We start from the raw sequence: 25638 nt of genomic DNA, 5'->3' as shown, positions 1-25638 counted from the left end.
GAGATGTGGCTCACCGGAGCGACACGGCGGGAAGACGGAGCCGATACGATGCCCGGGTACGACAGGGATAAAAATAGCGAAAATCCGGACAGCGCCGTCCCCCAGCCGAGCCGAACACCTTGGAGGGGACAAGTGTCTGCCGACGCCCTCGAACAGTCGCGCACGGACGCCGCCGACGCGGCCCTGCGGGCCGACATCCGCCGCCTGGGCTCGCTGCTCGGCCAGAGCCTCGTCCGCCAGGACGGCCAGCAGCTGCTGGACCTCGTCGAAGAGGTCCGCGCGATGGTCCGCACCGATCCCGAGGCGGCCGCCGAGCGCCTGCACGGCCTCGACGTCGTCACCGGCACCCAGCTGGCCCGGGCCTTCTCGACCTACTTCCACCTGGCCAACATCACCGAGCAGGTGCACCGGGCCCGTGAGCTGCGCCGCATCCGGGTCCGTGAGGGCGGCTGGCTGGAGCGGGCCGCGAAGCTGATCGCCGACCGCGGCGTGGGCGTGCGCGAGATCGGCTCGATCGCCTCGAAGCTGGCGGTCCGCCCGGTGTTCACCGCGCACCCGACGGAGGCCTCCCGCCGCTCGGTCCTCACGAAGCTGCGGGCCGTCGGTGACGAGCTCGACGCCGAGGCCCTGGCGACCGCGCTGGACGGCTCGCTGGAGCCGGACAAGACCCGCACCGCCCGCACCGACCGGCGCCTGGCCGAGCTGCTCGACCTGCTGTGGCAGACCGACGAGCTGCGCCTGGAGCGCCCGGAGCCCAGCGACGAGGCCCGCAACGCCGTCTACTACCTGGCCGACCTGGCCGAGGGCGCGGCCCCGCAGGTCCTCGACGACCTCTACGAGACGCTGCGCGACCTCGGGGTCCAGCTGCCGCCGACCGCGCGGCCGCTCACGTTCGGCTCGTGGATCGGCGGCGACCGCGACGGCAACCCGTTCGTCACCCCGGCCGTGACCCGCGACGTGCTGCTGATCCAGCACGAGTACGGCATCCGGATGGCCGAGGGCGTGATCGACACCCTGATCGACGAGGTCTCGGTGTCGAAGCGGCTCCGCGGCGTCTCGCTGGACCTGTCCGCGAGCCTCGCGGCCGACCTCGACAATCTCCCGGAGCTGCCGGCCCGCTACCGCCGGGTCAACCTGGAGGAGTCCTACCGCCTCAAGCTGCGCTGCATCCGCCTGAAGCTCGCACACACCCGGTCCCGCCTGGCCACCGGCACCCCGCACAAGCCGGGCCGGGACTACCTCGGCACGGGTGAGCTGATCGCTGACCTGGAGCTGATGCGCGCGTCGCTGGCCCGCAACGGCGGTCAGCTGGCCGCGACCGGCAAGCTGGCCTCGGCGATCCGCACGCTGTCGGCGTTCGGCCTGCAGTTGGCGACGCTCGACGTGCGGGAGCACGCCGACGCCCACCACGACGTGCTGGCCCAGCTCTACAAGCGGGTCGGCGAGGTCGACTACCCGGCGCTGACCCGCGATGCCCGCCTGCAGCTGCTCACCGACGAGCTCAACGGCCGCCGCCCGCTCGCGACCCGCGACACCGGGCTGACGGACACGGCCCGCAAGACGTTCGACGTGTTCGCCGCCATCCGTGAGGTGCAGGAGCGCTTCGGGCCGGAGGTCGTGGAGACCTACATCATCTCCATGACCACGGGCATCGACGACGTCCTCGCGGCCGTGGTCCTGGCCCGCGAGTGGGGCCTGGTCGAGGTGAGCGCCGGTGCCGGCTTCGGCGGCGCCGCGATCGAGTCGGCCCGGGCCCGGATCGGGTTCGCGCCCCTGCTCGAGCAGGCCCGGGAGCTGGAGATGGCCGGGGAGATGCTCGACGAGCTGCTTTCCATCCCGGTGTACCGCGCGATCGTGCGCGCCCGCGGCGACGTCCAGGAAGTGATGCTCGGCTACTCCGACTCCAACAAGGACGCCGGCATCACGACCTCGCAGTGGATGATCCACAAGGCCCAGCGCCAGCTGCGTGACGTCGCGGCCCGGCACGGGGTGCGGCTGCGGCTCTTCCACGGCCGCGGCGGCACCGTCGGCCGCGGCGGCGGCCCGACCCACGAGGCGATCCTGGCCCAGCCGTGGGGCACGCTCGACGGCGCGATCAAGGTGACCGAGCAGGGTGAGGTCATCTCCGACAAGTACACGCTGCCGGCCCTGGCCCGGGAGAACCTCGAGCTGACCCTGGCCGCGGTCCTGCAGAGCGCGCTGCTGCACACCGAGCCCCGCCAGCCCGCCGAGGCCCTGGCCCGCTGGGACGCGGCAATGGAGACGGTGTCGACGGCGGCGTTCCACAACTACCGGGCCCTGGTCGAGAACCCGGATCTGCCGGCGTACTTCTGGGCGGCCACCCCCACCGAGCTGCTGGGCGCGCTCAACATCGGCTCGCGGCCGGCCAAGCGCCCCAACGCCGACGCGGGCCTGTCCGGGCTGCGGGCGATTCCGTGGGTGTTCGGCTGGACGCAGTCGCGGCAGATCGTGCCGGGCTGGTTCGGTGTCGGCAGCGGCCTCAAGGCGGCCCGCGAGGCCGGCCTGGGCGACGTGCTCAAGGAGATGCACGACAAGTGGCACTTCTTCGCCACGTTCCTGTCGAACGTGGAGATGATGCTGCAGAAGACGGACCTGGAGATCGCCGGCCGGTATGTCGGCACGCTGGTGCCGGAGCCGCTGCGGCCGATCTTCGATGTGATCCGCGAGGAGTACGAGCGCACCGTCGCCGAGGTCCTCGCGATCACCGGGGAGGCGGAGCTGCTCGACCGCCAGCCGGTCCTGCAGCGCACCCTCGGGGTCCGCGACAGCTACCTGCAGCCGCTGCACCACCTGCAGGTGACGCTCCTGGACCAGTACCGGGCCAGCAAGTCGGCCGACAGCGGCAACTGGCCGACGGGCCGCCGCTCGTCGCCGGACCCGGCCCTGGAGCGGGCGCTGCTGACGACGATCAACGGGATCGCGGCGGGCATGCGCAACACCGGCTGAGGCCTATGGCAGTCTTGCGGGGTGTCTGTAGAGGGGTTGAGCCCAGAAAATTGGGCATTGCCGGATGACGTGCTGCGCGACGCTCCTACTTACACCCCGAAGCCGTCTGAGCTGGCCGACCTGGAGCTGCTGGTCTCGGGGGCCTACGCGCCCTTGACCGGCTTCCTCGGCTCGGCCGACCTGATCGCGCTGCGCCGCACCGGCCGGCTCGCCGACGGGACGGCCTGGCCGGTCCCGGTGACGCTGGAGCTGCCCCGCCCCGTCGCGGAGCAGCTCGACGTCACCGACCCGGGCCGGCGGGTGCTGATCCTGGCCGATCTCGAGGGTGCGCCGGTCGCGGCCCTGGAGACGACCGAGATCTACCCGGCCCGCAAGACCACGGTCGGTGTGGCCGGCCGGGTCCGCCGCCTCGGTGACGGGGGCCACGGCGCGTTCCGGCGGATGCGCCGGGGCCCGGCCGAGGTCCGCGGCTCGCTGCCGCCGGGGCGGATCCTCGGGGTCATCGCCGACCGGCCCCTGCACCGGCCGCAGCTGGCCCAGATCGCGCGGGCCGCCCGGACCCTCGCCGCCCACCTGGTCGTGCTCGTCCCCGTCGACGGCCCCGGCCCCGACGGGCTGGCCCCGGAGGCGCTGGTCCGGTGCGTCCTCGCGGCCCGCGACCGGATGCCGGCCTCGACGATCGTGGCCCTGCCGCTGCCGCACCACGACGGTGACGACATCCGCGACGCGATGCTGCGCACCCGGGTCGCCGCCGCCTACGGGGTCACGCACCTGCTGGCCTCCAGCGAGTCCATGCTCTCCGGCGGCGGCCTGCGTGTGCTGGTACCACGGGAATTGGCTTATGACGGCCGGGACGGGCAGTGGCGTTCCCTGGACGATATCCCGCCCCGCCACCGGCGCCTGCCGCTGACCTTCGCCGAGATCGACGACCACCTGGACCGGGGCACGATCCTGCCGGAGTGGCACACGCCGCCGGCGGTCGCCCGGGAGCTGACCCGGGCCCGGCCGCCCCGGCGTCAGCGCGGCCTGGTGGTGTTCTTCACCGGCCTGTCCGGCAGCGGCAAGTCGACGATGGCGACCGGCCTGGCCGACGTCCTGCTGGAGACCGGCGAGCGCACCATCACGCTGCTCGACGGTGACATCGTCCGCCGCCACCTCTCGGCCGGGCTCGGCTTCTCCGCCGAGGACCGCGACACCAACGTGCGCCGGATCGGCTGGGTCGCCGCCGAGGCGGCCCGGCACGGCGGTGTGGCCATCTGCTGCCCGATCGCCCCCTACCGCGACGCCCGCGCGGCCGCCCGCCAGTTCGCGCGCAACGCCGGGGCCGGGTTCGTGCTGGTGCACGTGTCGACGCCGCTGGAGGAGTGCGAGCGCCGCGACCGCAAGGGCCTGTATGCGAAGGCCCGGGCCGGGATCATCAAGGGCATGACGGGCATCGATGACCCGTACGAGGAGCCGCTGGACGCGGAGCTCGCCATCGACACCACCGATCTGTCCCAGGGTGAGGCGGTCACGACGGTGCTTCGATACCTCGGCAGCAACGGCTGGCTGGACCCGCGGCCCATACCGTAAAACCTGACTGAAGAGTGACCCGAACAAATCGCCCATTACGAACACCGCGGTCGCGGCGTTAAGGCCTGGAGAACCTGACGCCGAAGGGGCCGCCGCTCAATGGACGCCAACCGCCTGCACAACGCCGAACCCGACTCCTCCGGCGTCGATCTGCTCGGCATGGCCCGGCGCCACTGGTGGCTGGTGCTGGTGCTCGTCCTGGTCGGGCTGGCCGGCGCCATGCAGTTCACCGGCCTGCAGACCAAGGTCTACGAGTCCTCCACGTCCGTGCTCGTCTCGCCGATCGGCAACGGGCAGGACGCGAACTCGACCTCCGGGCGCACCAAGGGCGACATCAACCTCGACAACGAGGCCCAGCTCGTCGCCAGCACCACCGTCGCCACCGACGCCGCGGCCCTCATGCGCTCGACCGTCCCGCCGGACACCCTCGCCGCCAGCGTGCGGGTGGAGGTGCCGCCGAACACAACTTTCCTGGTCATCACGTTCTCGGCCAGCACTGCCGAGCAGGCCCAGGCCGGCTCGCACGCGTTCGCCGAGGCCTACCTGCGCAACCGCGAGGAGTCGGCGAAGGCCGACGTGGCCGGGCGCATCGCGATCCTCAACGACAAGATCAACCAGCTCAACACCGGGCTGACCCAGATCAACACCAGGCTGGCCGCGCTCAAGCAGACCGACCCCAACCGGCCCAACCTGGAGAGCCAGCGCAGCACCGCCACCGCGCAGATCAACACCCTGGCGGGCCAGCTCAACCAGCTGCTCACCACGACGGTCAGCGCGGGCAAGATCACCCGGGACGCCGACCTGCCGGGCTCCCCGGTCAAGCCCAACCGGCTGCTCAACCTGGCCAGCGGCGGCATGGTCGGCCTGCTGCTCGGCGTCGGCGCGGCCATGCTCCGCGAGCGGCTCGACCAGCGCATCCGCCGCCCCTCCGACCTGCCCCGCCGGGTCGACATGGGCGTGCTCGCGGCGGTGCCGAGCCGGGTCAAGCCGCGCCTCGACGACGTGTTCGCGCCGTTCGGAGCCGGCGGCCGGATCTTCAACCGGCTGCGCAACGAGGTCCTGGCCAGCATCCCGGCCCCGGCCGGCGGTGACGCCCGGGTCGCGCTCGCGGGCCAGGTCGTGGTCGTCGCCGGAGCCAGCCGCGGTGCCGCCTCGACCGTGGTCGCGGCCAACCTCGCGGCCGCGTTCGCCCGCACCGGCGCCGAGACCGTGCTCGTCTGCGCCCACCTCCCCGACAGCATGGTCGACACCGCCTCCGTCAACCGGATGCTCGGCGTCCGCGCCGTCCCCGGCCTCTCCGACGTCCTGGCCGGCCGCTTCTCGCTCAGCAGCGCCACCCAGCGGGCCCCCCGCCACCCGAACCTCAGCGTCGTCACCACCGGCGGCACCGCCAGCGCCGGCGGGCTGCTGCAGTCGCAGGCCCTCCGCGACACCCTGGCCACGCTGCGGGAGCGGGCCGCCTACGTGGTGGTCGAGGCGCCGTCGACGGCCACCAGCGCCGACGCCCAGAGCCTGGCCGCCCTCGCCGACGCCGCGATCGTCGCGGTCGAGCTGCGGCGGACCCGCAACACCGAGATCGGCGACGCCGCCGACCAGCTCCGCCGGGTCGGCACCCCGCTGCTCGGCGCCGTGGTCCTGCCCAAGCTGGCCTCCCCCCGCTCCTCCGACGAGCGTGAGGAGACCCCGGCCGCGCCGATCATGGCCGACGACATGACCACCGTCCTGGAGAAGATCCCGGCCAAGGAGCCGGAGAAGGAAGACGAGCCCAAGCGCATCCGCACCACCCCCCAGACGCCGGCCGCCAACAAGGCCAAGAGCGTGCCGCCGCCGAGTCGCCCGGCCCGCGCCACCATCTCGGTCACCCGCATCTCGGCCGACGCGCCAAGCGAGAACGGCGCCGACAAGCGCCGATGACGATCCTGACCAGCCACCCCTCCGCCGAGCCGGCACTCGGCACAGCACCCTCGATCCGCCGCCGGGTCCACCGGCTCAACGCCTGGCCCGTCACCGGGCTCCTGCTGCTGTACCCGCTGTGGTGGGCCCTGGGCCTCGGCGTCCTCATCTTCTTCCTCGCCGCGGTGCCTATGCTGTGGTCCCTGATCCGCCACCGCGCGGCCGGGCACGTGGTGAAGCTGCCGCCGGCCTTCATGCTGTGGCTGCTGTTCCTGGCCACGGTCGCGTTCGGGCTGTTCACGCTGGGCGCCGACCCGGCCGGCACGGTCCCCGGTACGTGGCAGAGCCGGTTCGTGTCCTACGCGTTCCGCCTCGGCGGCTACGCGGCCCTGACCGTGCTGCTGGTCTACGCCGGCAACCTGGAGCGCCGGGCCCTGACCCAGGAGCGCCTGGTGCGGCTGCTGGGCTGGCTGTTCGTGGTCACCGTCGCCGGTGGCGTGCTCGGCATGGCCGCGCCGCGCTTCGAGTTCACGGCGCCGTTCGAGCTGCTGCTGCCCAACCACGTCCGCCACGACGGGTTCGTGCAGTCGCTGGTCCACCCGACCGCGGCGCAGATCATGAACCTGCTCGGCGGGGAGACGCCGCGGCCGGGCGCGCCGTGGGGGTACACCAACACCTGGGGCAACAACGTCTGCCTCCTGGCCGGGTGGCTCGCGGTGGCCGGCTTCTGGCTGGCCCGCAACCGGCGCACCAAGGTGTTCGCGGCCGCGACGCTGCTCGTCTCCGTCGTCCCGATCGTCTACTCGCTCAACCGCGGCCTGTGGATCGGCCTCGGCGTGATGGCCGTCTACGTCGCCGTCCGGCTCGCGCTGCGGGGCCGGGTCGCGGCGCTCGGCCTGGTCGCGGTCGTCGCCGTCGGGCTGGCCGTGGCCCTGGCCGTGACCCCGCTCGGCGACGTCGTGAACGCCCGCGTCGACAACGGCAAGTCCAACGGCGTGCGGATGTACACCACGCAGAAGGCCGTCACCGGGATGCAGGAGTCGCCCCTGATCGGCTTCGGCTCGACCCGCAGCACCATCGGCGGGCGCAACTCCATCGCGGTGGGGGAGAGCGCCGACTGCGAGCGGTGCGGCAACTTCACCATCGGCGGCAACGGCCAGCTGTGGCAGCTGCTCTACGCGCACGGCCTGCTCGGCACCCTGTCCTACCTCGGCTTCTTCCTGGCCGCGCTGTGGCGGTTCCGGCGCGACGCCAGCCCGATCGGCCTGGCCGGCGGGGCCGCGCTCGTGTCCAGCTTCGCGGCCATGCTCTGGTACAACAGCCTGGTCACCCCCCTGGCCCTGACGTTCCTGGCGTATGCCGTCCTGTGGCGCAACCAGCAGAGGGGTTTCAGCCAGCCATGAGTCCGATCAAGACCGCGCCGGCCGCACTGCGGGCGAACGACGAAGAACTGCGCGCCGTCTACATCGAGGAAGTCCTCGGCGTGCTCTACCCGGGCTCCGGACCCACGTCCACCGAGTACCTGGTGATCCCCAACGCGCGCAAGCCCCGGCTGCTGGTGCCGGCCGACGATCGCCGGGTCGCCGCGGCGGCCGTGCGACGCTACGCGGAGCCGCAGTCGCGGCTGGCCCGGCTGAAGCGGGACGCCGTCGTGGCCGCGCTGCGCACCGGCGTGTCCGGGATGTTGCTGCGGGACCGGCTGACGGTCCGGCCCGGTGCCGACAGCATCGACGCCTATCTGAGCCGCCACCTCGGGGCCGGGCTGCGGCTCAGTGTCCACATCGGACCGGCGCGGGCCAACCGCAAGCCGGTACTGCAGCTGCTCGACCACTCCGGGCGGACGCTCGCCTTCGCGAAGCTGGGCACGTCGGCACTGACCCGGGAGCTGGTCCGGGCCGAGGCGAGCGCCCTGGCCACCGTCGGTGCCGCCGGGCTGACCCAGGTCCAGGTGCCGGCCGTGCTGCACGCCGGGTCGTGGGGCGAGCACGAGGTCCTCGTACAGTCCGCGCTGCCGGTGTGGCAGCCGCGGGTGACGCTGCCGGCCTCGAAACTGGCGGCCGCCATGCTGGAGGTCGCGCGCTGCTGCGGTACCAGCCAGGGACGCCTCGACGGCAGCGGCTACTGGAACCGGCTGCGCGCCCGCCTCGACGCGGTCGCCGCCCACGCCGAAGGGGCCGCCCTGCGCGCGGCCGCGGAGCGCATCGTGCGCGCCGCCGGCGACGTCGAGCTGCGGTTCGGCTCCTGGCACGGGGACTGGTCGCCGTGGAACATGGCCGGTGTCGCCGGCTCGGTGCTGGTCTGGGACTGGGAGCGGTTCACCCCCGGCGTCCCGATCGGCTACGACGGGCTGCACCACGCGCTGCAGCTGGGCATCGCCCGCGCCCCGTCGGCCGGCGACGCCGTCAACGAGCTCGTCGCGGCCGCGCCCGACCTGCTGCTGCCCTTCGGGGTGGCCGGTCGGCAGGCGGTCGAGGTGACCGCCCTGCTGTACCTCATCGACCTGGCCACCCGGTACGTCACCGACCGGCAGGCGGAGGCCGGCGCCCGGCTGGGTGTGCTCGGCAGCTGGCTGCTGCCCGTCCTCGTCGCGCGAGTGGAGGCGCTGTAACCATGCCCGTGCAGGTACCCGAGACGATGAAGCGCATCGTCCACTTCGGATCCCGCAACTACGGCCAGCTGACGGCCAGCCGCCGGATGCTGCCGCAGTTCCTCATCTGCGGCGGCCAGCGGTGCGGCACGACCTCCCTCTACCGGGCCCTGGCCGCGCACCCCGCGGTCATCAAGGCGGTGCTGCACAAGGGAGTGCACTACTTCGACGTCGGATACCACCACGGCCTTCGCTGGTACCGCGGCCACTTCCCCCTGCAGCGCCGGGCCGAACGGGTCCGGGCGGAGTTCGGCGTGCCCGCGCAGACGTTCGAGTCGAGCCCGTACTACATGTATCACCCGCACGCCTTGGCCCGGATCGCCGCCGACCTGCCCGGCGTCCGCCTCGTCGTGCTCGTGCGCGACCCGGTCGAGCGGGCCTACTCCCAGCACGCCCACGAGGTCGCCCGCGGCTTCGAGCCCGAGGTCGACTTCGCCAAGGCCCTGGAGCTGGAGCGGGAGCGCCTCGACGGCCAGCGCGACAAGCTGATCGCCGACCCGTTCGCCTACAGCTTCCCGCACCAGCACCACGCCTACCGGGCCCGCGGCGAGTACATCGAGTACATCGAGCCGATGGCCAAGCTGCTCGGCCGGGACCGCATCCACGTCATCGACAGCAGCGAGTTCTTCGAGCGGCCGGAGCCGGTCTACGACGCCGTCGTGGAGTTCCTGGGCCTGCCGCACGTGAACTCCTACCCGCTGTTCGACCGGCACAACGCCCGGCCCCGCAACCGCCTCGATGACTCGATCGCCCAGCAGCTGGCCGCGCACTACGAGCCCTACGACGAGCGGCTGGCCACCTTCCTCGGGCACAAACCGTCCTGGATGCAGCGGTGACGTCGACGCTCGACCGGCCCGCCGTCGAGTCGCCCGGCGGGATGCTCCGCGGTGCGGCCCGCGGCGGGATCGCCAACCTGGCCGGCACCGCCTGCACCGGGCTGGCCGGGGTCGGGGTCACGTGGCTGGCCGCGCGGGCTCTCGACCCGCACGCGGCCGGCGCGTTCTTCGCCGCCACGGCCACGTTCGGCCTCGGGGTGACGGTGGCCAAGCTCGGCGTGCAGACGTCGCTGGTCTACTGGCCGGCCCGGATGCGCGCGGTCGGCGACCTGTCCCGGTTCGGCGAGTGCCTGCGCATCGCGATGGCCCCGGTCGCGGTGGCCGCGCTGTGCATCACGGCCGGGCTGTGGTTCGCGGCCGACCTGCTGCCCGGGCGCCCGGACCTGGTGCGGGCGCTCGCGCTGTTCCTGCCCGCGGCCGCGTTCACCGACGTGCTGCTGTCCACCACCCGCGGGCTGCGGGCCATGCGCCCGACGGTGCTGCTGGACCGGGTGATGCGCCCGGCCGCGCAGCTCGTGCTGCTGGTGCTGGTCTGGGCCGCGGGCGGGGGTGAGCAGCTGTTCGCCGCGCTGTGGGCCCTGCCGTACATCCCGACCGCGCTGCTCGCCGGCTACTCGCTCCAACGGCTCCGCCGTACCCTCAAGACCGACATATCGGACACATCCGATTTCACACCGAAGCGCTTCTGGTACTTCACCACCCCGAGAGCGATCGCCAGTTTCGCGCAGATGGCGTTGCAGCGCGTCGACGTGCTCATGGTCGCCGCGCTCGCCGGCCTCGTCCCCGCCGCCATGTACGCGGTCGCCGGCCGGTTCGTCATCCTCGGCCAGTTCGTCAACCAGGGCGTCTCCCAATCGGTGCAGCCGCGGCTGGCCGAGCGCCTCGCGGTCAAGGACACCGAAGGCGCCAACCTGCTCTACCGGCAGGCGACGGCGTGGGTCGTCCTGTGCTGCTGGCCGCTGTACATCCTCGTGTTCACCTACGCCCCGCTGTACCTGAGCCTCTTCGGCGAGCACTACGAGAACGGCGTCGGGGTCGTGCGCGTCCTCGCGGCCGCGATGCTCGTGGCCACCGCGTGCGGCATGGTCGACGTGGTCCTGGCCATGGCCGGGCGGACCTGGTGGAACCTGGCCAACGTCGGCCTCGCCCTGCTCGTCATGCTCGGCGTCGACGCGCTGCTCATCCCCCGCAGCGGCGCGTTCGGCGCGGCCGTCGGCCTCGCGGCCGCGGTGCTCGTGAACAACCTCGTCCCGCTCGTGCAGGTGGTGCGCGGGCTGGGACTGCACCCCTTCGGCCGGGCCACGCTGGTCGCCGCCGCCATGGCGACCGTGTGCTTCGCCGTCCCGCAGCTGGTGCTGTGGGCAGTACACCCAGGAATCGGCTTGAAATTTGCCGCCACGGGGGCGGGCGTCGTCGCGTATTGCTACGCGGCGGTGCGCTTGAGAACAGTACTGATGCAAGGGGGGCGAGGACGATGAGAACGGACTACGCGGAGGTCTTCCAGTCGGAGGCGGCGGTCGAGAAGTACGAGCAGGTGGTGTACGCGCCGGAGACGTACGCGACGGCGGTGAGCGGGCGGCAGCGGGCGTTCCTGCGCCGGCTGGTGCGGCGGGAGTTCACGGCCCGGCGGCCCATCCAGCACGACTTCGCCTGCGGCACCGGGCGGGCCATCAAGCTGCTGCACGGCGTGGTGCGGGCCGCGCACGGGTACGACTCCTCGGAGCAGATGCTCGCCAAGGCCCGGGAGGCGGGCGTCTACGCGAAGCTGCACCAGGTGTCCGAGGACGGTCCGGTGCCGGAGCCGGCCACCACGGACGGGCCGGCGCTGGTGACGGTGTTCCGGCTGCTGCTCAACGCGCCGAAGGACGTGCGCGACCGGGCGATCGCGTTCGCGGCCCGGCTGCTGCCGGAGGCCGACTCGGGGCTGCTGGTGGTGGAGAACCACGGCAACCGCTCGTCGCTGCGGCACCTGCGCCACCGCCGGCACCGCGGCAACACCTGGTTCGCCGAGCTGCAGCACGCCGAGGTCGAGCAGCTGCTGGCCCGGCACGGCTTCGAGGTCATCGACCGCCGCGGCTTCGCGGTGTTCCCGGCCGGTGCCTACCGCCGCGAGTGGCTGCGCCCGATGGCCCGCCGGGCCGACGATCTCGCCACGCGCTCACGCCGTCTCTCCGGGGTGGCAACGGACGTTCTCTATGTAGCAAGGAGAATTCCCAAGTAGGAGTGTCCTGTGAGACGGATCGTCCTGACCGGTGTCGTGGTGGCCGTGATCGTCGCGGTCGCCGCGACGGTGACCCTGATCGTGTTGCGGCGCGGGCAGCCTGAACGCCCGCCGTCGGCCGCCCCGTCGTCCACAGTGGAGGAGACGGGGCCGCCGGCCATCGCGACGTCGGAGGGGCCCTTCCTGGCCGGTCCGGTCGGCCCGCCGAAGCAGGGCTCCTATCTGGGCGCGTGGGTGCGGCCCGACCATCTGACCGAGCCGGGCCGGGTGGCCGCGATGACCGCCTACGAAAAAGAGCTCGGGCGGAAGATGGCGATCGTCAACACCTACCGCCGCTTCGACGAGAACTTCATCAACGACTCCGATCGCGCGTTCACGGCCCGCGGCAGCACGATGATGCTGTCGTGGGCCGGCGGCGACACCCGGCTGATCACGATGGGCCGCTACGACGACCTGATCCGCCAGCGGGCGAAGGAGCTCAAGGCGTTCGGGCATCCGGTGCTGCTGCGATACCGCTGGGAGATGGACCGCCCCAACCTGCGCGCCCAGATGTGGTCGGGCGCGGACTACGTGGCGGCCTGGAAGTATGTGCGCGCCATCTTCAACCAGGAGGGCGCGACCAACGCCTCCTGGGTGTGGTGCCCGACGGCCGAGGGCTTCCAGGGCGGCTACGCGGCCGACTTCTACCCCGGCGACGACCAGGTCGACTGGACTTGCGTCGACGTCTACGCGGGCACCAAGTACGGCGAGATCGGCGCCCTGATGCGCCCGTTCCTCGAATTCTGCGCCAAGCACCCGAGCAAGCCGGTGATGATCGGCGAGTTCGGCATCGCCCGCAGCTGGGGGACGGCGCAGCGGGCCGCGTGGCTGCGGGCCGCCTCGACCACGTTCAAGGTGAACCCGCAGATCCGCGCGGTGCTCTACTTCGAGTCCGACCCGACCGACAACAAGGGCCCGACGAACCAGTACATGCTCGCCGACGACCCCGGTGCGCTGGACGCCTTCCGTACGTCGCTGGCCCAGGACGCCTACTACCGGCCGATGGCGGCCAAGGCCTCAAAGTAGGGCCAGCTCCCGGCCCTGGCGCTCGGCCGCGGCCAGGGTCGGGGCCCAGCGGCCGCCGTCGAACACGTTGCCGCCGATCGCCTCGGTGGCGGCCGCGTCCGGCTCGATGACGGTGAACCGCGGGTCGAGGGAGTCGCGCTGCAGCAGCGGCATCCGCGGGGCCAGGACAAACACCGTGTCGTAGCCGGCGGCCAGGTCCGCGTTGGTCCGCGACCGCAGCCCGCCGTCCATGTACTTCGCGCCGTTGACCGGGATCGGCGGGAAGATGCACGGCACGGCACAGCTCGCGGTCACCGCGGGCACGAGCGGTACCCCCGAATCGGCGTTCCACACGACTGGCTCACCGGTCTCACAGTTGGTCGCCGTCACCGTGAGCCGCTCCGGCCAGCCCTCGATCGGCAGCCGGCGGCCGAACGCGGCCAGCCAGGGCTCCGGTGGCCCGACCGCCGCCCGCAGGGCGATCGCACCGATCCGCCGGCGCATGTCGGCCGGGTCCAGGGACTGGTCCTGCAGCAGCCCGAACGCGACCGGGCCGAGGCTCCAGTCGGCGTCGAGCGGCGGGTCGCCGGGCCCGAGCGGGGCTTCGATGGCGGCGGCGGTGCGCGGGTCGCCGAACGCGGCGACGAGGGCGCCGGTCATGGCCCCGGCCGAGGTGCCGAGGATCAGGTCGGCCCGGCCGAGGTCGAGGCCCCGGTCGTGCAGGCCGACGAGGATGCCGAGTTGCCAGGCGACACCGGTGATGCCGCCGGCGCCGAGGACGAGCGCGGTGCGTTCCATCCATCTTGCTTAACACGCTTATCTGAACCGACTGCGGCCAACACGAACCCGGCACCCACGAGGAGCACACCAACGATCTTCATCGGCCCCGGGAGGGCGCGGTCCACGATCGCGGCCGTGATCAGCGTGAACACCGGCACCAGGGCCACGAACACGCCGGCCCGGTCGACGCCCAGCCCGGCCACCCCCGTGTACCAGCACACGAACGCGACAACGGTCAGAATCAGCCCGAGAAACGCGATCGCGGCCGCCTCCGACGGGTCCGGCCGGCGCGGCCGTTCGGCCGAGAAGGGCAACAGCACAAGCAGCAGTGGTACTGCCAGTGCCGTGCTCCACGCCGAGACGCGCACCGGCCCGAGGCGCGGCAGCAGCGGCGCGGCGAGCAGCGAGAAGGCGGCCTCGCACAGCAGCACCCCGGCCGCGGCGACGAGCCCGGCGGTGTCGTGCTGCCCGAACCCGGAGACCAGCGCGGCCCCCGCGACGACGACGGCGGCCGCGCCGAGCAGGCGCAGCGCCGGACGGCGGCCCTCCTGCAGTGGTCCGAGGAGGGCCAGGAGCAGCGGGCTGACGCCGACGATGGTGGCGATGACGGGCGGTTCGGCGTGCTTGAGGGCGTACAGGAGCAGCACGTTGAATGCGACAAGTCCGGTCGCCGCGACCAGGACGAGCCTGGTGATTTCGCCCCCGGAAGGGTGAATCTTCACCGGCTCCCGGCGCACCAGCGCGAAGAGGACGAGGGCGGCCAGCGCGTAGCGAATCGCCTGGCCGGTGAGGATCGGATAGGCGACGGTCGAGCGGCTGACGACGAACGAGCCGCCGAGGATCGCGCAGGTCAGCACGCAGTACGCGGTGTGGCGCCGGGTCATGAGCGAGACCTTACGAGCGCCAGTGGTACCCGCTACAGTGCCACCGAGTCCGGCTTTTAGGGGGCCACTTCCGTGTCGGTGTGGGAGGCGCTGGTCGAGCTCGACCGCACCCGCCCCAGGGTGGGGGAGCAGCTGGTCGGGGCGCTCAGGGAGGCGATCAGGCGGGGCCGCCTGGCGCCCGGCACCCGCCTGCCCTCGACCCGCGACCTCGCCGCCGACCTGGGCGTCTCCCGCGGCCTGGTCGTCGGCGCCTACGAGCAGCTGGCGGCCGAGGGCCGCCTGGTCAGCCGCCGCGGCTCGGGCACCGTCGTGGCCGCCGTGACCACGCCCGCCCCCAGGCAGCGCGGCGACGTGGTGGAACGCCGCACCGCCGTGGCCCCCCTCCGCCCGGGCGTCCCGGACCTGGGCGCCTTCCCCCGCACGGCCTGGCGCCGGGCCTACGAGACGGCCCTGACCAGCGCCCTGGACGCCGACTTCGACTACGGCGACGCGACCGGCGTGCCCCGCCTGCGCGCCGAACTCGCGAGCTACCTGGGCCGCGTCCGCGCCGCCCTGATCCCGCCCGACGGCCTCATCGTCACCGCCGGCGTGACCCAGGGCCTGGCCCTGCTGGGCCGGGTCCTGCTGGCCCGAGGCACCCGCCGGATCGCCCTGGAGGACCCCGGCCCGGCCGCCCTGCGCGACCACCTGACCCGCCTGGGCCTGGACGTGGTCCCGGTCCCGGTCGACGCCGACGGCCTCGATGTGGCCGCGCTGGCCCGCACGAGGGTCCGCGCGGCCGTGCTCACCCCCGCCCACCAGTTCCCGACCGGCGTGGTCCTGGCCCCGTCCCGCCGCGCCGAACTCATCACCTGGGCCCGCCGCGCCGACGCCCTGGTCGTCGAGGACGACTACGACGCCGAGTACCGCTACGACCGCGAACCCGTCGCCTGCCTGCAGGGCCTGGCCCCCGACCACGTGGCCCTGGTCGGCTCGGTCAGCAAGGTCCTGGCCCCGGGCCTGCGCCTGGGCTGGCTGACGGCCCCACCGGACTGGCTGGCGGACCTGTGCGACGCCAAACACGACGCCGACAACGGCGGCCCCGCCCTGCAGCAACTGGCGTTCGCGGAGTTCCTGTCCAGCGGCGGCTACGACCGCCACCTGCGCCGGGCCCGCCGCCTCCACCGCGAACGCCGGGACGCCGTAGTAGCCGCCGTCCGCCGCCACCTCCCCCGCGCCCGCATCACCGGCATAGCCGCCGGCCTCCACCTGGTCGTAGAACTCCCACCCGGCGTGGACGACCTGGCCCTGGCCGGCCGCGCCACGGAGGCCGGCCTGGGCCCGCTGGCCCTGTCCTCGCTACGAATCCGCCGGGGCGGCCCCTGCGGCCTGGTCCTCGGCTACGCGGCCCACACCCCCCACGAACTCGCCACCGCCGTCCGCAAGCTCGCCACGCTGCTCTGACCGCCTTTGCCCGTAGGCATTTCGAGCGCCGTATCCACCGAAGAAAGAGCCGCACTTCCGATTATCGATTAGGCCCCAAGTCGCTGAATGCGCGCGGCCGCGTGTATATGTCTTTTGATTGTTCACCCAAGTTGCGACTCTTTCGGCGTCCCGGCTCGACGGCCTCGATTGCCACTTGGCGCGGACCGCCATGATCGAGGTGGTCGCGGTCGAGCCGGCCACGCTGCTCGGCTCGACGTGTGGTGCCCGATGACTGACGAATCGCCTGCGTCGGCGTATCGGTGGGCTTCTCATCATGTGCGAGCAGTCAACGAGGGCTCAGCTGCGGCAGCGGCTCGAACTCGTCGTAACGCCGCGTGCATTGCGGGGAAATTTGGCGGCTCTGCATTTTCGTCTATGGTGCAGCCGTCAGGTGAAGTCGTCGGTCGAGTCGAACAAGTCCTTGTCTGCACAGGCCCGGTATCGGGTGAACCGCCCGGTCAAGGCTTTTCGACGTGGAGTTGTTGCCGGTCTGGGCGGCCTTTCCTTTGACGGACACGCCAGGAGTCGCTCCACCCGGCCGAGGTGACGGGGCAGCTGAGTGATCATGGTGACGGGGTAAGTACGCGACGCCCGAGACCGGGCCGGCAGGATCGAGGTGGGGTCACGGCGGGGGCGTGGGCGGGTGGGGGAGCGGCTACCGTCGGGGGCATGTCCCAGCAATTCGTTCCACTCGCCGAGCACATCGCCGATGCGTTGCTCGAGTGTGCGCCCGCGCTGGCGGCCGGCGCCGGGGATCACCGGTTCGACACGCGGCTGCCCGACTACTCCGCCGAGGGGGTGGCCGGTGACGTCGACATGCTGCGGGACGCGGCCGCGGCGCTGACGCAGATCGACACCGACGAGCTCGAGCCGCAGGACCAGGTCGACCACGCGGTGCTGCTGGCGCGGGTGGAGCGGATGCTGTTCGAGCGCACCGAGATCCGCGAGCACGAATGGAACCCGCTCGTGCACAACCCGGGCGGGCTGCTGCACGGGCTGATCTCGCGGCCCTTCGCGCCGGCCGAGGACCGGCTGCTGTCGATCGCGGCCCGGCTGAGTGCGATTCCGGACGCTCTCGCCACCGCGCGGGAGGTGTTGGGCGACTCCCCGAGAGTCCACGTCGAAACGGCGATAGGCCAGTTTGGGGGTACGGCCAGGCTCGTGCGCGAGGAGCTGGGCGAGCTCTTCAAGGAGGCGCCCGCCCTGGCCGAGGCGATCGCGCCGGTGCAGGAGCGGGCCGCGGCCGAGCTGGACGCGTTCGCGGAATGGCTGCGGGGGCGGCTCGAGACGTCGACCCGCGACCCGCGGCTGGGGCGGCGGCTGTGGGAGGCGCGGCTCTGGCACACGCTTGACACCGAGCTCGGCGCGGCCACGGTCCTGGAGCGGGCCGAGGCCAACCTGGAGCGGGTGAGCGCCGAGCTGCGCGCGGTCGCGGCCGAGCTGACCGGCGGGCCGGAGACCGACGACACCGTGCGGGCGGCGCTGGCCCAGGCGGCCGCCGACGGGCCCGACAACGACACGATCGTCGAGCTGGCCAAGGTGTCGCTCGACGAGGCGACCGCGTTCGCGCGCGAGCACGACCTCATCACCCTCATCGACGACCCGCTCGTCATCATGGAGATGCCGGAGTTCGCGCGGGGCGTCGCCGTGGCCTACTGCGACCCGCCGGGGCTGCTGGAGCCGGCCGAGCTGCCGACGTTCTTCTGCATCTCGCCGACCCCCTCCGACTGGTCGCCGGAGCGGGTTGACTCGTTCTTCCGCGAGTACAACAGCCACATGCTGCGCGACCTCACCGTCCACGAGGCCACGCCCGGGCACTACCTGCAGCTGGCCCACGCCCGGCGGTTCCGCGGCCGGACCCGGGCCCGGGCCATCGGCTGGAGCGGGCCGTTCGTCGAGGGCTGGGCCGTCTACGCCGAGGAGTTCATGGCCGGCCGCGGCTTCGGCGGGCTGCCGGTGCGCCTGCAGCAGCTCAAGATGCAGCTGCGGATGAGCATCAACGCGATCATCGACCAGCGGGTGCACTGCGACGGCATGACCGAGGCCGAGGCGATGGCCCTGATGATGGACCGCGGCTTCCAGGAGGACGGGGAGGCGGCCGGGAAGTGGCGGCGGGCCCTGCTCAGCTCGACCCAGCTCTCGACGTACTTCGTGGGCTACACCGAGATCCGCGAGATCGCCGACGCCCGGCCGGCCGGCGTCACGCTGCGCGACTGGCACGACCGCATGCTCGCGCACGGCTCGCCGCCCCCGCGTCACCTGCGCACGCTGCTGGGACTCGACTGACTCGCGCGGACGCTCCCCGGCGCGCCCGGCGCAGGCCGCGACCAGCCCCGCAGCCGGCTCCCGGCGCGCAAACGGCGATCAGAGTGTGCAAGGGGGCGCCGGTGGGCGGAGCCCCCCGCTGGGGAGCGACCAACGGGAGCGCGAAATACTGTCCGTGCCGCACCGTGGCGGCCGACCACAAAATTTTCTGCAAGGAGTGACACGACAGTGGCCACTATCGAAGCAATCGGCGCGCGGGAGATCCTGGACTCGCGGGGCAACCCGACGGTCGAGGTCGAGGTCGTTCTCGACGACGGGACGCTGGCCCGGGCGGCGGTCCCCTCGGGCGCCTCCACCGGCGCGTTCGAGGCCAACGAGCTGCGCGACGGCGACACCAAGCGCTACCTGGGCAAGGGCGTCGAGAAGGCCGTCGAGAACGTCAACGAGCGCATCGCCGAAGCCGTCCGCGGGTTCGACGCCACCGAGCAGCGCCTCGTCGACCAGGCCATGCTCGACCTCGACGGCACGCCGGAGAAGTCCGAGCTCGGCGCCAACGCCATCCTCGGCGTGTCGCTGGCCGTGGCCCGGGCCGCCGCCGACTCGTCCGGCCTGAGCCTGTTCAAGTACCTCGGCGGCCCCAACGCGCACCTGCTGCCCGTCCCGATGATGAACATCCTCAACGGCGGGGCCCACGCGGACTCCAACGTCGACATCCAGGAGTTCATGATCGCGCCGGTCGGCGCCCCGACGTTCCGCGAGGCGCTGCGCACCGGTGCCGAGGTCTACCACACCCTCAAGTCGGTGCTGAAGAAGAAGGGCCTGGCCACCGGCCTGGGCGACGAGGGCGGCTTCGCCCCCAGCCTGCCCACCAACGCGGCCGCGCTCGACCTGATCGCCGAGGCCGTCGAGAAGGCCGGCTACTCGCTCGGCAGCGACATCGTGCTCGCGCTCGACGTGGCCGCGACCGAGTTCCACAAGGACGGCGCCTACGCCTTCGAGGGCGGCACCAAGTCCTCCGCCGAGATGATCGCCTACTACACGTCGCTCGTGGACGCCTACCCGATCGTCTCCATCGAGGACCCGCTCAACGAGGAGGACTGGGACGGCTGGAAGGCCATGACCGAGGCCCTCGGCTCGCGCATCCAGATCGTCGGCGACGACCTGTTCGTCACCAACCCGCAGCGCATCGCCCGCGGCATCGCCACCGACACGGCCAACGCGGTCCTGGTGAAGGTCAACCAGATCGGCTCGCTGACCGAGACCCTCGACGCCGTCGACCTCGCGCACCGCGCCGGCTTCCGCACGATGATGTCGCACCGCTCCGGTGAGACCGAGGACACCACCATCGCCGACCTCGCCGTGGCCCTGGGCACCGGCCAGATCAAGACCGGCGCGCCGGCCCGCTCCGAGCGCGTGGCCAAGTACAACCAGCTGCTCCGCATCGAGGACGAGCTCGACGACGCGGCGCGCTACGCCGGCCGCGGCGCCTTCCCGCGCTACCGTTAACCGTTCTTGGTTTCGTGAAGTGCGTGCGGTGCGGTCTGTGAGGGCCGCGCCGCACGAGCTCCCGGCTCCTTGCTCACCGACCGCGGCCAAAGTGTGGCCGGGGTGTGGGTGGGCGGAGCTCCCGGCTGGGGAGGGAGCGAAGCGACCGCGAAGAACAGGGGAGGGATAAGTGCAGCCTCGTAGACGGCCGGGCGGGCGCAGTGGCGGCCCTCGCGGCTCCTCACCTCGAGGTCAGTCCCGCGCCGGATCGCCGCGGGCCGGAGCCGGACGGGCTCCTTCCCGGCCCGTGGCCCGGCGGGCGGTTTCGCCCGGCGGTGCGGCCATGCGCACCCGGGCCCCGCAGCCGCGCCGGTTCACCAGCCGCGCGGTCGTGCTCAGCCTGGTCCTGCTGGTGCTGCTGCTCGCCTACGCCTACCCGGTGCGGGTCTACCTGGCCCAGCAGGCCGAGATCGCGGCCCTCGAGGAGAGCCAGGAGCGGCAGACCGCGAAGGTCGCCGAGATGCAGGCCCGGGCCAAGAAGTGGGACGACCCCGAATACGTGATCTCCCAGGCCCGCCAGCGGCTGCACATGGTGCTCCCGGGCGAGAAGCCCTACGTGGTCGTCGACCCGGCCAACAACCAGGCGGCCGACCCCGACGAGCTGCCGGGCGCGCCGAAACCGCCCCGGCCCTGGTACGACAAGCTCTGGTCCAGCGTCGAGGCGGCCGACAAGCAGTGAGCGACTTCCAGAAGGCCACCGACGAGGATCTGGCGGTGGTCGCGGCCCAGCTCGGCCGCCCGCCCCGCGGCACCCAGGCGATCGCCCACCGCTGCCCCTGTGGCCTGCCCGACGTCGTGGAGACGACGCCCCGGCTGCCCGACGGCACCCCGTTCCCGACGCTGTTCTACCTGACCTGCCCGCGCGCGGTGCACGAGTGCAGCCGGCTGGAGTCGGCCGGCCTGATGCGCGAGATGGGCGCCCGGCTCGCCGAAGACCCGGAGCTGGCCGCGCAGTATCAGGCGGCCCACGAGGACTACCTGCGCCGCCGGGAGGCCGTCGGCCACGTCCAGGAGATCGACGGCGTCTCGGCCGGGGGCATGCCGACCCGGGTGAAGTGCCTGCACGTCCACCTGGGCCACGCTCTGGCCGTCGGCCCCGGGGTCAACCCGTTCGGTGACGAGACGCTCGCCAAGGCCGGCGAGTGGTGGGCTCAAGGACAGTGCGTCAACCGGCCGACCGGGTCTCCGCCGACGGGGCCGGTGTCGCCCGACAGCGTGTCACTCGAGACTGGTGACGACTGACCGGAGGATCTCGTAGCCCTCGGCCTCGTCCTGCGTGCCGGTGTGCGGGCGGCGGAAGCGGCGCACCTCGACCGCGATGTCCGACAGCGCCCACCGCAGCTGGAACAGCATGATCGTGGACGGCCGCACCAGCACCCCGGTCGCCTCCGCGTAGGCCGCGAAGATCGACCCGTCGCCCGGCTCGATCAGCCACAGGTCGCGCTCCGGTGGCGAGACCAGCACCGTGTCCCAGTCGATGAGCCGCCACCCGGTCGGGGTGCGCATGGTGTTGCCCGAGTGCGGCTCGCCGTGGGTGAGCACGGCCCGGACCGGCTCGGTGCGGCTCTGCAGCACCAGCTCGTCGTAGCGGGCCAGGACCCGCTGCAGGGGCCGGCGATACTCCTCCAGCAGATCCGCCGCCGGGACCGCGTAGGGGCCGCAGCCCGCGGACTCGGCCGGTGCGCGCAGGGCCTGCTCGACCTCGTCACGGTAGGGCACCGCGAAGTCGTCGACCCGGGCGTGCCGGCGGGCGATCGGCGGCGCGGTGTGCAGCCGGATGATCATGTCCAGGGTGGCCTGGCGGTGCGCCGGCCCGGTGAACGCGTTCCAGTCGAAGCTGGCGCCCTCGACGAACGGGTACAACGCGATCGTGAACGACTCGTGCCGGACCGTGCTGGCGCCGCTGAGGGCCGGGATCGGGGCGACGACGAACGCGTGGCCGGTGGCGTAGAGGTCGGCCGCGGCCCGCAGCGAGGCGTCGAGCTTCGCCGGGTCGGCCGGCTCGTCGACGTTCACGAACCAGCGGAACCCCGCGGTGTCGGTGACCTCCCAGTGGTGGGAGCCGAAGCCGACGGGCCGGTAGTCGAGCGATTTGACCGGAATGCCCCACTCTCGGCCGATCAGCACCCCAAGCGCGTCCTCGGGGAGTCCGGCCGGTGGCGTCAGCACCCCAAGAAGGTACGTCAGACTTCTTGCCGAAGCGGGGCCGGATACCCACCACGCGCAAACAGTCGGATTTATGACTCAGCAGGCCGCTCCATTGACTGTGCAGCCGGTAGGTGCTCCAGCCGGCCCTTTCGCCTCGAACCCCATCCGGATCGCGCCGCCCGCCTCCAGGTAGGTGTTGTAGGCCTGCGAGCGCAGCACCAGCCCGCCGGGGAGCCGCTCGGCCTGGGCGCCCCAGGTCGAGGTGACGTCGACGTCCTTGGGCAGCTCCAGCCGCACGGTCCAGCCCATGAGCGGCTGGCTGCCCAGGTTGGTGACGGTCACCTCGGCGTTGAAGCCGTCCTTCCATTTGCTGCGCACCGCGTACGCCGCTTTGACCGTGCCGGGTGCGGCTGTACCCCGGACGCTCGCACCCGGGCTGGCCTTCGGCGGGCCGGTCGTGCTCGCCACCGGGGTCATCGGCTGCGGGCTCTTGGTGAGGTAGAGGACCGTCATCGTCCCGGCCGCCACCGTCATCAGGGCCGTGGTGAGGATGAGCACCCGATCGCGTGTCAGAAGCCACATCCGCGCGCCACTACCCTTGCGCCATGGAGGTAACCGTCCGGCGGGCACGAACCGCCGACGTCCGGGGCATTCGGCGGCTCGTCGCGATGTACGTCGCCGACCGCCGGCTGCTGTCCAAACCCACCGTCGCCCTGTATGAGGCCGTGCCGGAGTTCTGGGTGGCCGAGCGCACCGCCGACGGCGCGATCGTCGGCTGCGGCGCGCTGCACGTCATGTGGGAGGACCTCGCCGAGGTGCGCACGGTCGCGGTCGACCCGCTCCTGCGTGGGCACAAGATCGGCCACCGGATCGTCACCGAGCTGCTCGACGCGGCCCGCGAGATCGGGGTCCGGCGGGTGTTCGTGCTGACCTTCGAGACCCGATTCTTCGGCTCGTTCGGGTTCGTGTCCATCGACGGGACCCCGGTCACCCACCAGGTCTACGAGGAGCTGCTGCGCTCCTACGACGAGGGTGTCGCGGAGTTCCTGGACCTCGAGCGGGTCAAGCCCAACACCCTGGGCAACCACCGCATGCTGCTGCATTTGTAGGCTTTGACCCGTGAAGCGAGTGGCGGCCATCGACTGCGGTACCAACTCTGTCCGGCTCCTGATCGCCGACGTCTCCGAGCGCTCCGGCGTCGCGGACGTGACGCGGCAGATGCGGATCGTCCGGCTCGGCGAGGGCGTCGACCAGACCGGGCGGCTGGCCCCGGCCGCGATCGAGCGGACCCGGGTCGCGCTGGTCGACTACGCGGCCGAGATCGCGGCGGCCCGGGTCGACGCGGCCCGGATGGTGGCCACCAGCGCCTCCCGGGACGCCGAGAACGCCGCCGACTTCCAGGCCATGGTGCTCGACACGCTGGGCTTCGCGCCCGAGGTGATCACCGGCGAAGAGGAGGCCCGGCTGTCCTTCGCCGGGGCGGTGCGAGGTCTCACCGCGCAGGCGCCGTTCCTGGTCGTGGACATCGGCGGGGGCTCGACCGAGTTCGTGGTGGGGGAGCGCGACGTCGAGGCGGCGATCAGCGTCGACATCGGCTGCGTGCGGATGACCGAGCGGCACCTGCGGGCCGACCCGCCGACCGCGGAGCAGATCGCGGCGGCCGAGGCCGACATCGTGGCGTCGGTGGAGCGGGCCCTGGCCGCGGTCGACGGCACCCGCGCGGCCACGCTGGTCGGGCTGGCCGGCTCGGTGACGACGGTCGCGGCGCTGGCGCTCGGGCTGCGCGAGTATGACCCCAAGCGCATCCACCGGGCCCGCATCTCGGCCGAGGAGGTGGCCAAGGTGACCGCCGACCTGCTCGGCCGCACCACCGAGCAGCGCCTGGAGCACCCGGTCATGCACCCCGGCCGCGCCGATGTCATCGGCGCGGGGGCGCTGATCCTGCGGACGATCGTCGAGCGGTCCGGGCTCGATTCGGTCATTGCCTCCGAATCGGACATCCTCGACGGAATCGCCCTCTCGATGGCGTAACTTCCGTGGTCAACCATCACGTGGCGCTGTCGGATTTGTGTCAACCCGCGCCGGCGACGGCTGCGGAGGGTCACCCCGTCCGGCGGACCTCGGCCCGGGACTGCTCGCGGGGCTCGGCGTCGTCCCGGGACCACCACCAGCCGTAGGTGAGCACGCCGTCACTGGGCATCGTGATGATGATCTTCGCCGGGAGGGCTCCCTCGTAGGCGTTGAAGATCCCCGGCTCGCTCTGCACGAACCGGGTCACGCCGGGCAGCTCAAGGCAGGTGACGTGCAGTTCCAGCCGGCCGGCCTCGCTCGCGGTGAGGATCGTGTGCTCGACGTGCTGCAGTCCCTTGCTGTCGCTGACCGCCTCATAGTCCAGCGTGATGGCGTTGCCGCGCACCACCGAGGTCACCTTGATCCGGGCGACGAAGGGCCCGGACTCCAGCCCGTCGCCGCGTCCGCGGTAGACCCCGGGCCCCGCGGCGAGCCGTTTCAACAGATCGGTCACGGCGCACACCGTAATACGAGCACGCTCAGTGCTGCGCGGGTTGGCCCTCTCCGGCTATCGTGAGCCGTCTCCAGTGGGCCAGAGGTCGGTTTCCCAAGCTCAACCGTCTTTTTGCCCGTTAGGGTGATCTTTGCGGCATACCCCGGAAGGAAACGCATGTCTGATCAGTACCCGCCGCCCGGCAGCTACCCGCCACCCGGTGGCGGGGGATACGGCGGTGACCAGCCGTATGGGCAGCAGCCGCCGTACGGGCAGCAGCCCCCCTACGGCCAGCAGCCGCCGTCGTCCGGCGCACCGTACGGCCAGCAGCCGTCGTCGGGCGCCCCGTATGACCCGGCGTACGGCCAGCCGCCGACGTCCGGCTCGCCGTACGACCAGCCGCCGGCCTACGGCCCGCCCGGCGGTGCCCCCGGCGCCCCGTTCGGCGCTCCGCCGCCGCCGCCGAAGAAGAGCAGCGCCGGCAAGATCATCCTGATCATCCTCGGCGTCATCCTGGTCCTCGCGCTGGTCTGCTGTGGCGGCATCTTCCTGTTCGCCCGCAGCACCTGGAACGACATCGTCGACAGCGTGAACTCGGACCCGTCCAACGCCAAGGTCGGCGACTGCCTGGCCGGTGACTCGATCGGCGACAACACGACCAAGGACGTCAGCGTCAAGATCGTGAAGTGCGACGACGCGACCGCGAAGTACAAGGTCGTGGGCATCAAGAACGGCGTCTCGCAGACCGAGTCGCTCGCGAACGAGGCCACCGTCTGCGACGCCTGGTCCGACGCGAAGTACGTCCTGTGGCAGGGCACCGACGTCAGCAGCGGCGACGCCCTCTGCCTGGACGACGCCAAGTAACACAA

The 25638-nt window shown here is 72.3% G+C and carries 22 protein-coding genes; 17 read left to right on the top strand and 5 right to left on the bottom strand.

The genetic code is table 11. The features are described 5' to 3' along the window. Nucleotides 1-132 precede the first annotated feature (132 nt). The 9 genes from ppc (at nucleotide 133) to ACIA8L_RS44925 (ending at nucleotide 13201) form a co-directional block, all read left to right on the top strand. The gene (gene ppc, locus ACIA8L_RS44965) at nucleotides 133-2967 is read left to right on the top strand and encodes a phosphoenolpyruvate carboxylase (RefSeq protein ID WP_395914614.1); all 2835 of its coding nucleotides are present in this window, start codon (nucleotides 133-135) and stop codon (nucleotides 2965-2967) included. A 57-nt stretch (nucleotides 2968-3024) separates the two neighbouring features. Continuing rightward, a complete protein-coding gene (gene cysC / locus ACIA8L_RS44960) occupies nucleotides 3025-4539 on the top strand; it encodes an adenylyl-sulfate kinase (protein WP_395914612.1) in 1515 nt (504 codons plus the stop codon). A gap of 99 nt (nucleotides 4540-4638) precedes the next feature. Then, a complete protein-coding gene (locus ACIA8L_RS44955) occupies nucleotides 4639-6453 on the top strand; it encodes a Wzz/FepE/Etk N-terminal domain-containing protein (protein WP_395914610.1) in 1815 nt (604 codons plus the stop codon). Beyond that, nucleotides 6450-7835 carry an O-antigen ligase family protein gene (locus ACIA8L_RS44950; protein ID WP_395914609.1) on the top strand — a complete coding sequence of 462 codons (1386 nt, stop codon included), beginning with the start codon at nucleotides 6450-6452 and terminating at the stop codon, nucleotides 7833-7835. Before ACIA8L_RS44955 ends, ACIA8L_RS44950 begins: the two co-directional genes overlap by 4 nt. Beyond that, nucleotides 7832-9040: a hypothetical protein gene (locus tag ACIA8L_RS44945; protein WP_395914607.1), complete on the top strand. Its 1209-nt coding sequence runs from the start codon at nucleotides 7832-7834 to the stop codon at nucleotides 9038-9040. Before ACIA8L_RS44950 ends, ACIA8L_RS44945 begins: the two co-directional genes overlap by 4 nt. Before the next feature lie 2 nt (nucleotides 9041-9042). Further along, the gene (locus ACIA8L_RS44940) at nucleotides 9043-9915 is read left to right on the top strand and encodes a sulfotransferase domain-containing protein (protein WP_395914605.1); all 873 of its coding nucleotides are present in this window, start codon (nucleotides 9043-9045) and stop codon (nucleotides 9913-9915) included. Next, nucleotides 9912-11393: a polysaccharide biosynthesis C-terminal domain-containing protein gene (locus ACIA8L_RS44935; protein WP_395914603.1), complete on the top strand. Its 1482-nt coding sequence runs from the start codon at nucleotides 9912-9914 to the stop codon at nucleotides 11391-11393. The genes ACIA8L_RS44940 and ACIA8L_RS44935 overlap by 4 nt, the downstream gene beginning before the upstream one ends. Beyond that, nucleotides 11390-12136, top strand: coding sequence for a methyltransferase domain-containing protein (locus tag ACIA8L_RS44930; protein ID WP_395914601.1), 747 nt, complete (start codon nucleotides 11390-11392; stop codon nucleotides 12134-12136). The genes ACIA8L_RS44935 and ACIA8L_RS44930 overlap by 4 nt, the downstream gene beginning before the upstream one ends. A gap of 9 nt (nucleotides 12137-12145) precedes the next feature. Next, nucleotides 12146-13201 (top strand): glycosyl hydrolase, encoded by a 1056-nt coding sequence (locus tag ACIA8L_RS44925; RefSeq protein ID WP_395914599.1) that lies wholly within the window; start codon nucleotides 12146-12148, stop codon nucleotides 13199-13201. On the opposite strand, the gene ACIA8L_RS44920 is transcribed toward ACIA8L_RS44925, so the two are convergent. Both ACIA8L_RS44920 and ACIA8L_RS44915 read right to left on the bottom strand, forming a co-directional pair. Next, nucleotides 13193-13978 (bottom strand): patatin-like phospholipase family protein, encoded by a 786-nt coding sequence (locus tag ACIA8L_RS44920; RefSeq protein ID WP_395914597.1) that lies wholly within the window; start codon nucleotides 13976-13978, stop codon nucleotides 13193-13195. The two genes, ACIA8L_RS44925 and ACIA8L_RS44920, sit on opposite strands and share 9 nt — an antisense overlap. Next, nucleotides 13864-14844: a DMT family transporter gene (locus tag ACIA8L_RS44915; RefSeq protein WP_395914595.1), complete on the bottom strand. Its 981-nt coding sequence runs from the start codon at nucleotides 14842-14844 to the stop codon at nucleotides 13864-13866. Before ACIA8L_RS44915 ends, ACIA8L_RS44920 begins: the two co-directional genes overlap by 115 nt. 72 nt (nucleotides 14845-14916) lie before the next feature. Between ACIA8L_RS44915 and ACIA8L_RS44910 the strand changes: the two genes are divergently transcribed. The 5 genes from ACIA8L_RS44910 (at nucleotide 14917) to ACIA8L_RS44890 (ending at nucleotide 21360) form a co-directional block, all read left to right on the top strand. Then, the gene (locus ACIA8L_RS44910; RefSeq protein ID WP_395914593.1) at nucleotides 14917-16287 is read left to right on the top strand and encodes a PLP-dependent aminotransferase family protein; all 1371 of its coding nucleotides are present in this window, start codon (nucleotides 14917-14919) and stop codon (nucleotides 16285-16287) included. A 690-nt stretch (nucleotides 16288-16977) separates the two neighbouring features. Then, nucleotides 16978-18594, top strand: coding sequence for a DUF885 domain-containing protein (locus ACIA8L_RS44905; RefSeq protein WP_395914592.1), 1617 nt, complete (start codon nucleotides 16978-16980; stop codon nucleotides 18592-18594). Between the two features lie 207 nt (nucleotides 18595-18801). Continuing rightward, nucleotides 18802-20079 carry a phosphopyruvate hydratase gene (gene eno / locus ACIA8L_RS44900; RefSeq protein WP_395914590.1) on the top strand — a complete coding sequence of 426 codons (1278 nt, stop codon included), beginning with the start codon at nucleotides 18802-18804 and terminating at the stop codon, nucleotides 20077-20079. 322 nt (nucleotides 20080-20401) lie between these two features. Beyond that, nucleotides 20402-20797, top strand: coding sequence for a septum formation initiator family protein (locus tag ACIA8L_RS44895; RefSeq protein ID WP_395914588.1), 396 nt, complete (start codon nucleotides 20402-20404; stop codon nucleotides 20795-20797). Continuing rightward, a complete protein-coding gene (locus ACIA8L_RS44890; RefSeq protein WP_395914586.1) occupies nucleotides 20794-21360 on the top strand; it encodes a DUF501 domain-containing protein in 567 nt (188 codons plus the stop codon). Before ACIA8L_RS44895 ends, ACIA8L_RS44890 begins: the two co-directional genes overlap by 4 nt. Here the strand turns inward: ACIA8L_RS44890 and ACIA8L_RS44885 are convergent. Both ACIA8L_RS44885 and ACIA8L_RS44880 read right to left on the bottom strand, forming a co-directional pair. Next, nucleotides 21337-22287: a phosphotransferase gene (locus ACIA8L_RS44885; RefSeq protein ID WP_395914584.1), complete on the bottom strand. Its 951-nt coding sequence runs from the start codon at nucleotides 22285-22287 to the stop codon at nucleotides 21337-21339. The genes ACIA8L_RS44890 and ACIA8L_RS44885 overlap by 24 nt on opposite strands. Before the next feature lie 75 nt (nucleotides 22288-22362). Beyond that, nucleotides 22363-22848: a cellulose binding domain-containing protein gene (locus ACIA8L_RS44880; RefSeq protein WP_395914582.1), complete on the bottom strand. Its 486-nt coding sequence runs from the start codon at nucleotides 22846-22848 to the stop codon at nucleotides 22363-22365. A gap of 23 nt (nucleotides 22849-22871) precedes the next feature. Here ACIA8L_RS44880 and ACIA8L_RS44875 point away from each other — a divergent pair, with 23 nt between their 5' ends. Beyond that, the gene (locus ACIA8L_RS44875) at nucleotides 22872-23375 is read left to right on the top strand and encodes an amino-acid N-acetyltransferase (protein ID WP_395914580.1); all 504 of its coding nucleotides are present in this window, start codon (nucleotides 22872-22874) and stop codon (nucleotides 23373-23375) included. A 19-nt stretch (nucleotides 23376-23394) separates the two neighbouring features. After that, nucleotides 23395-24297 carry an exopolyphosphatase gene (locus ACIA8L_RS44870; protein WP_395914643.1) on the top strand — a complete coding sequence of 301 codons (903 nt, stop codon included), beginning with the start codon at nucleotides 23395-23397 and terminating at the stop codon, nucleotides 24295-24297. A gap of 70 nt (nucleotides 24298-24367) precedes the next feature. Here ACIA8L_RS44870 and ACIA8L_RS44865 read toward each other — a convergent pair whose 3' ends face one another. Then, on the bottom strand, nucleotides 24368-24790 hold the full coding sequence (locus tag ACIA8L_RS44865; protein ID WP_395914579.1) for a hypothetical protein: 423 nt from the start codon (nucleotides 24788-24790) through the stop codon (nucleotides 24368-24370). 156 nt (nucleotides 24791-24946) lie between these two features. Between ACIA8L_RS44865 and ACIA8L_RS44860 the strand changes: the two genes are divergently transcribed. Then, nucleotides 24947-25633: a hypothetical protein gene (locus ACIA8L_RS44860; protein ID WP_395914577.1), complete on the top strand. Its 687-nt coding sequence runs from the start codon at nucleotides 24947-24949 to the stop codon at nucleotides 25631-25633. Nucleotides 25634-25638: the final 5 nt, after the last annotated feature.

The organism is Dactylosporangium sp. NPDC051541 (genome assembly GCF_044454505.1).
In the GTDB taxonomy this organism is placed as follows: domain Bacteria; phylum Actinomycetota; class Actinomycetes; order Mycobacteriales; family Micromonosporaceae; genus Dactylosporangium.
Note: the sequence above shows the minus strand (reverse complement) of the source record. Positions and strands in the feature narration are given on the sequence as shown.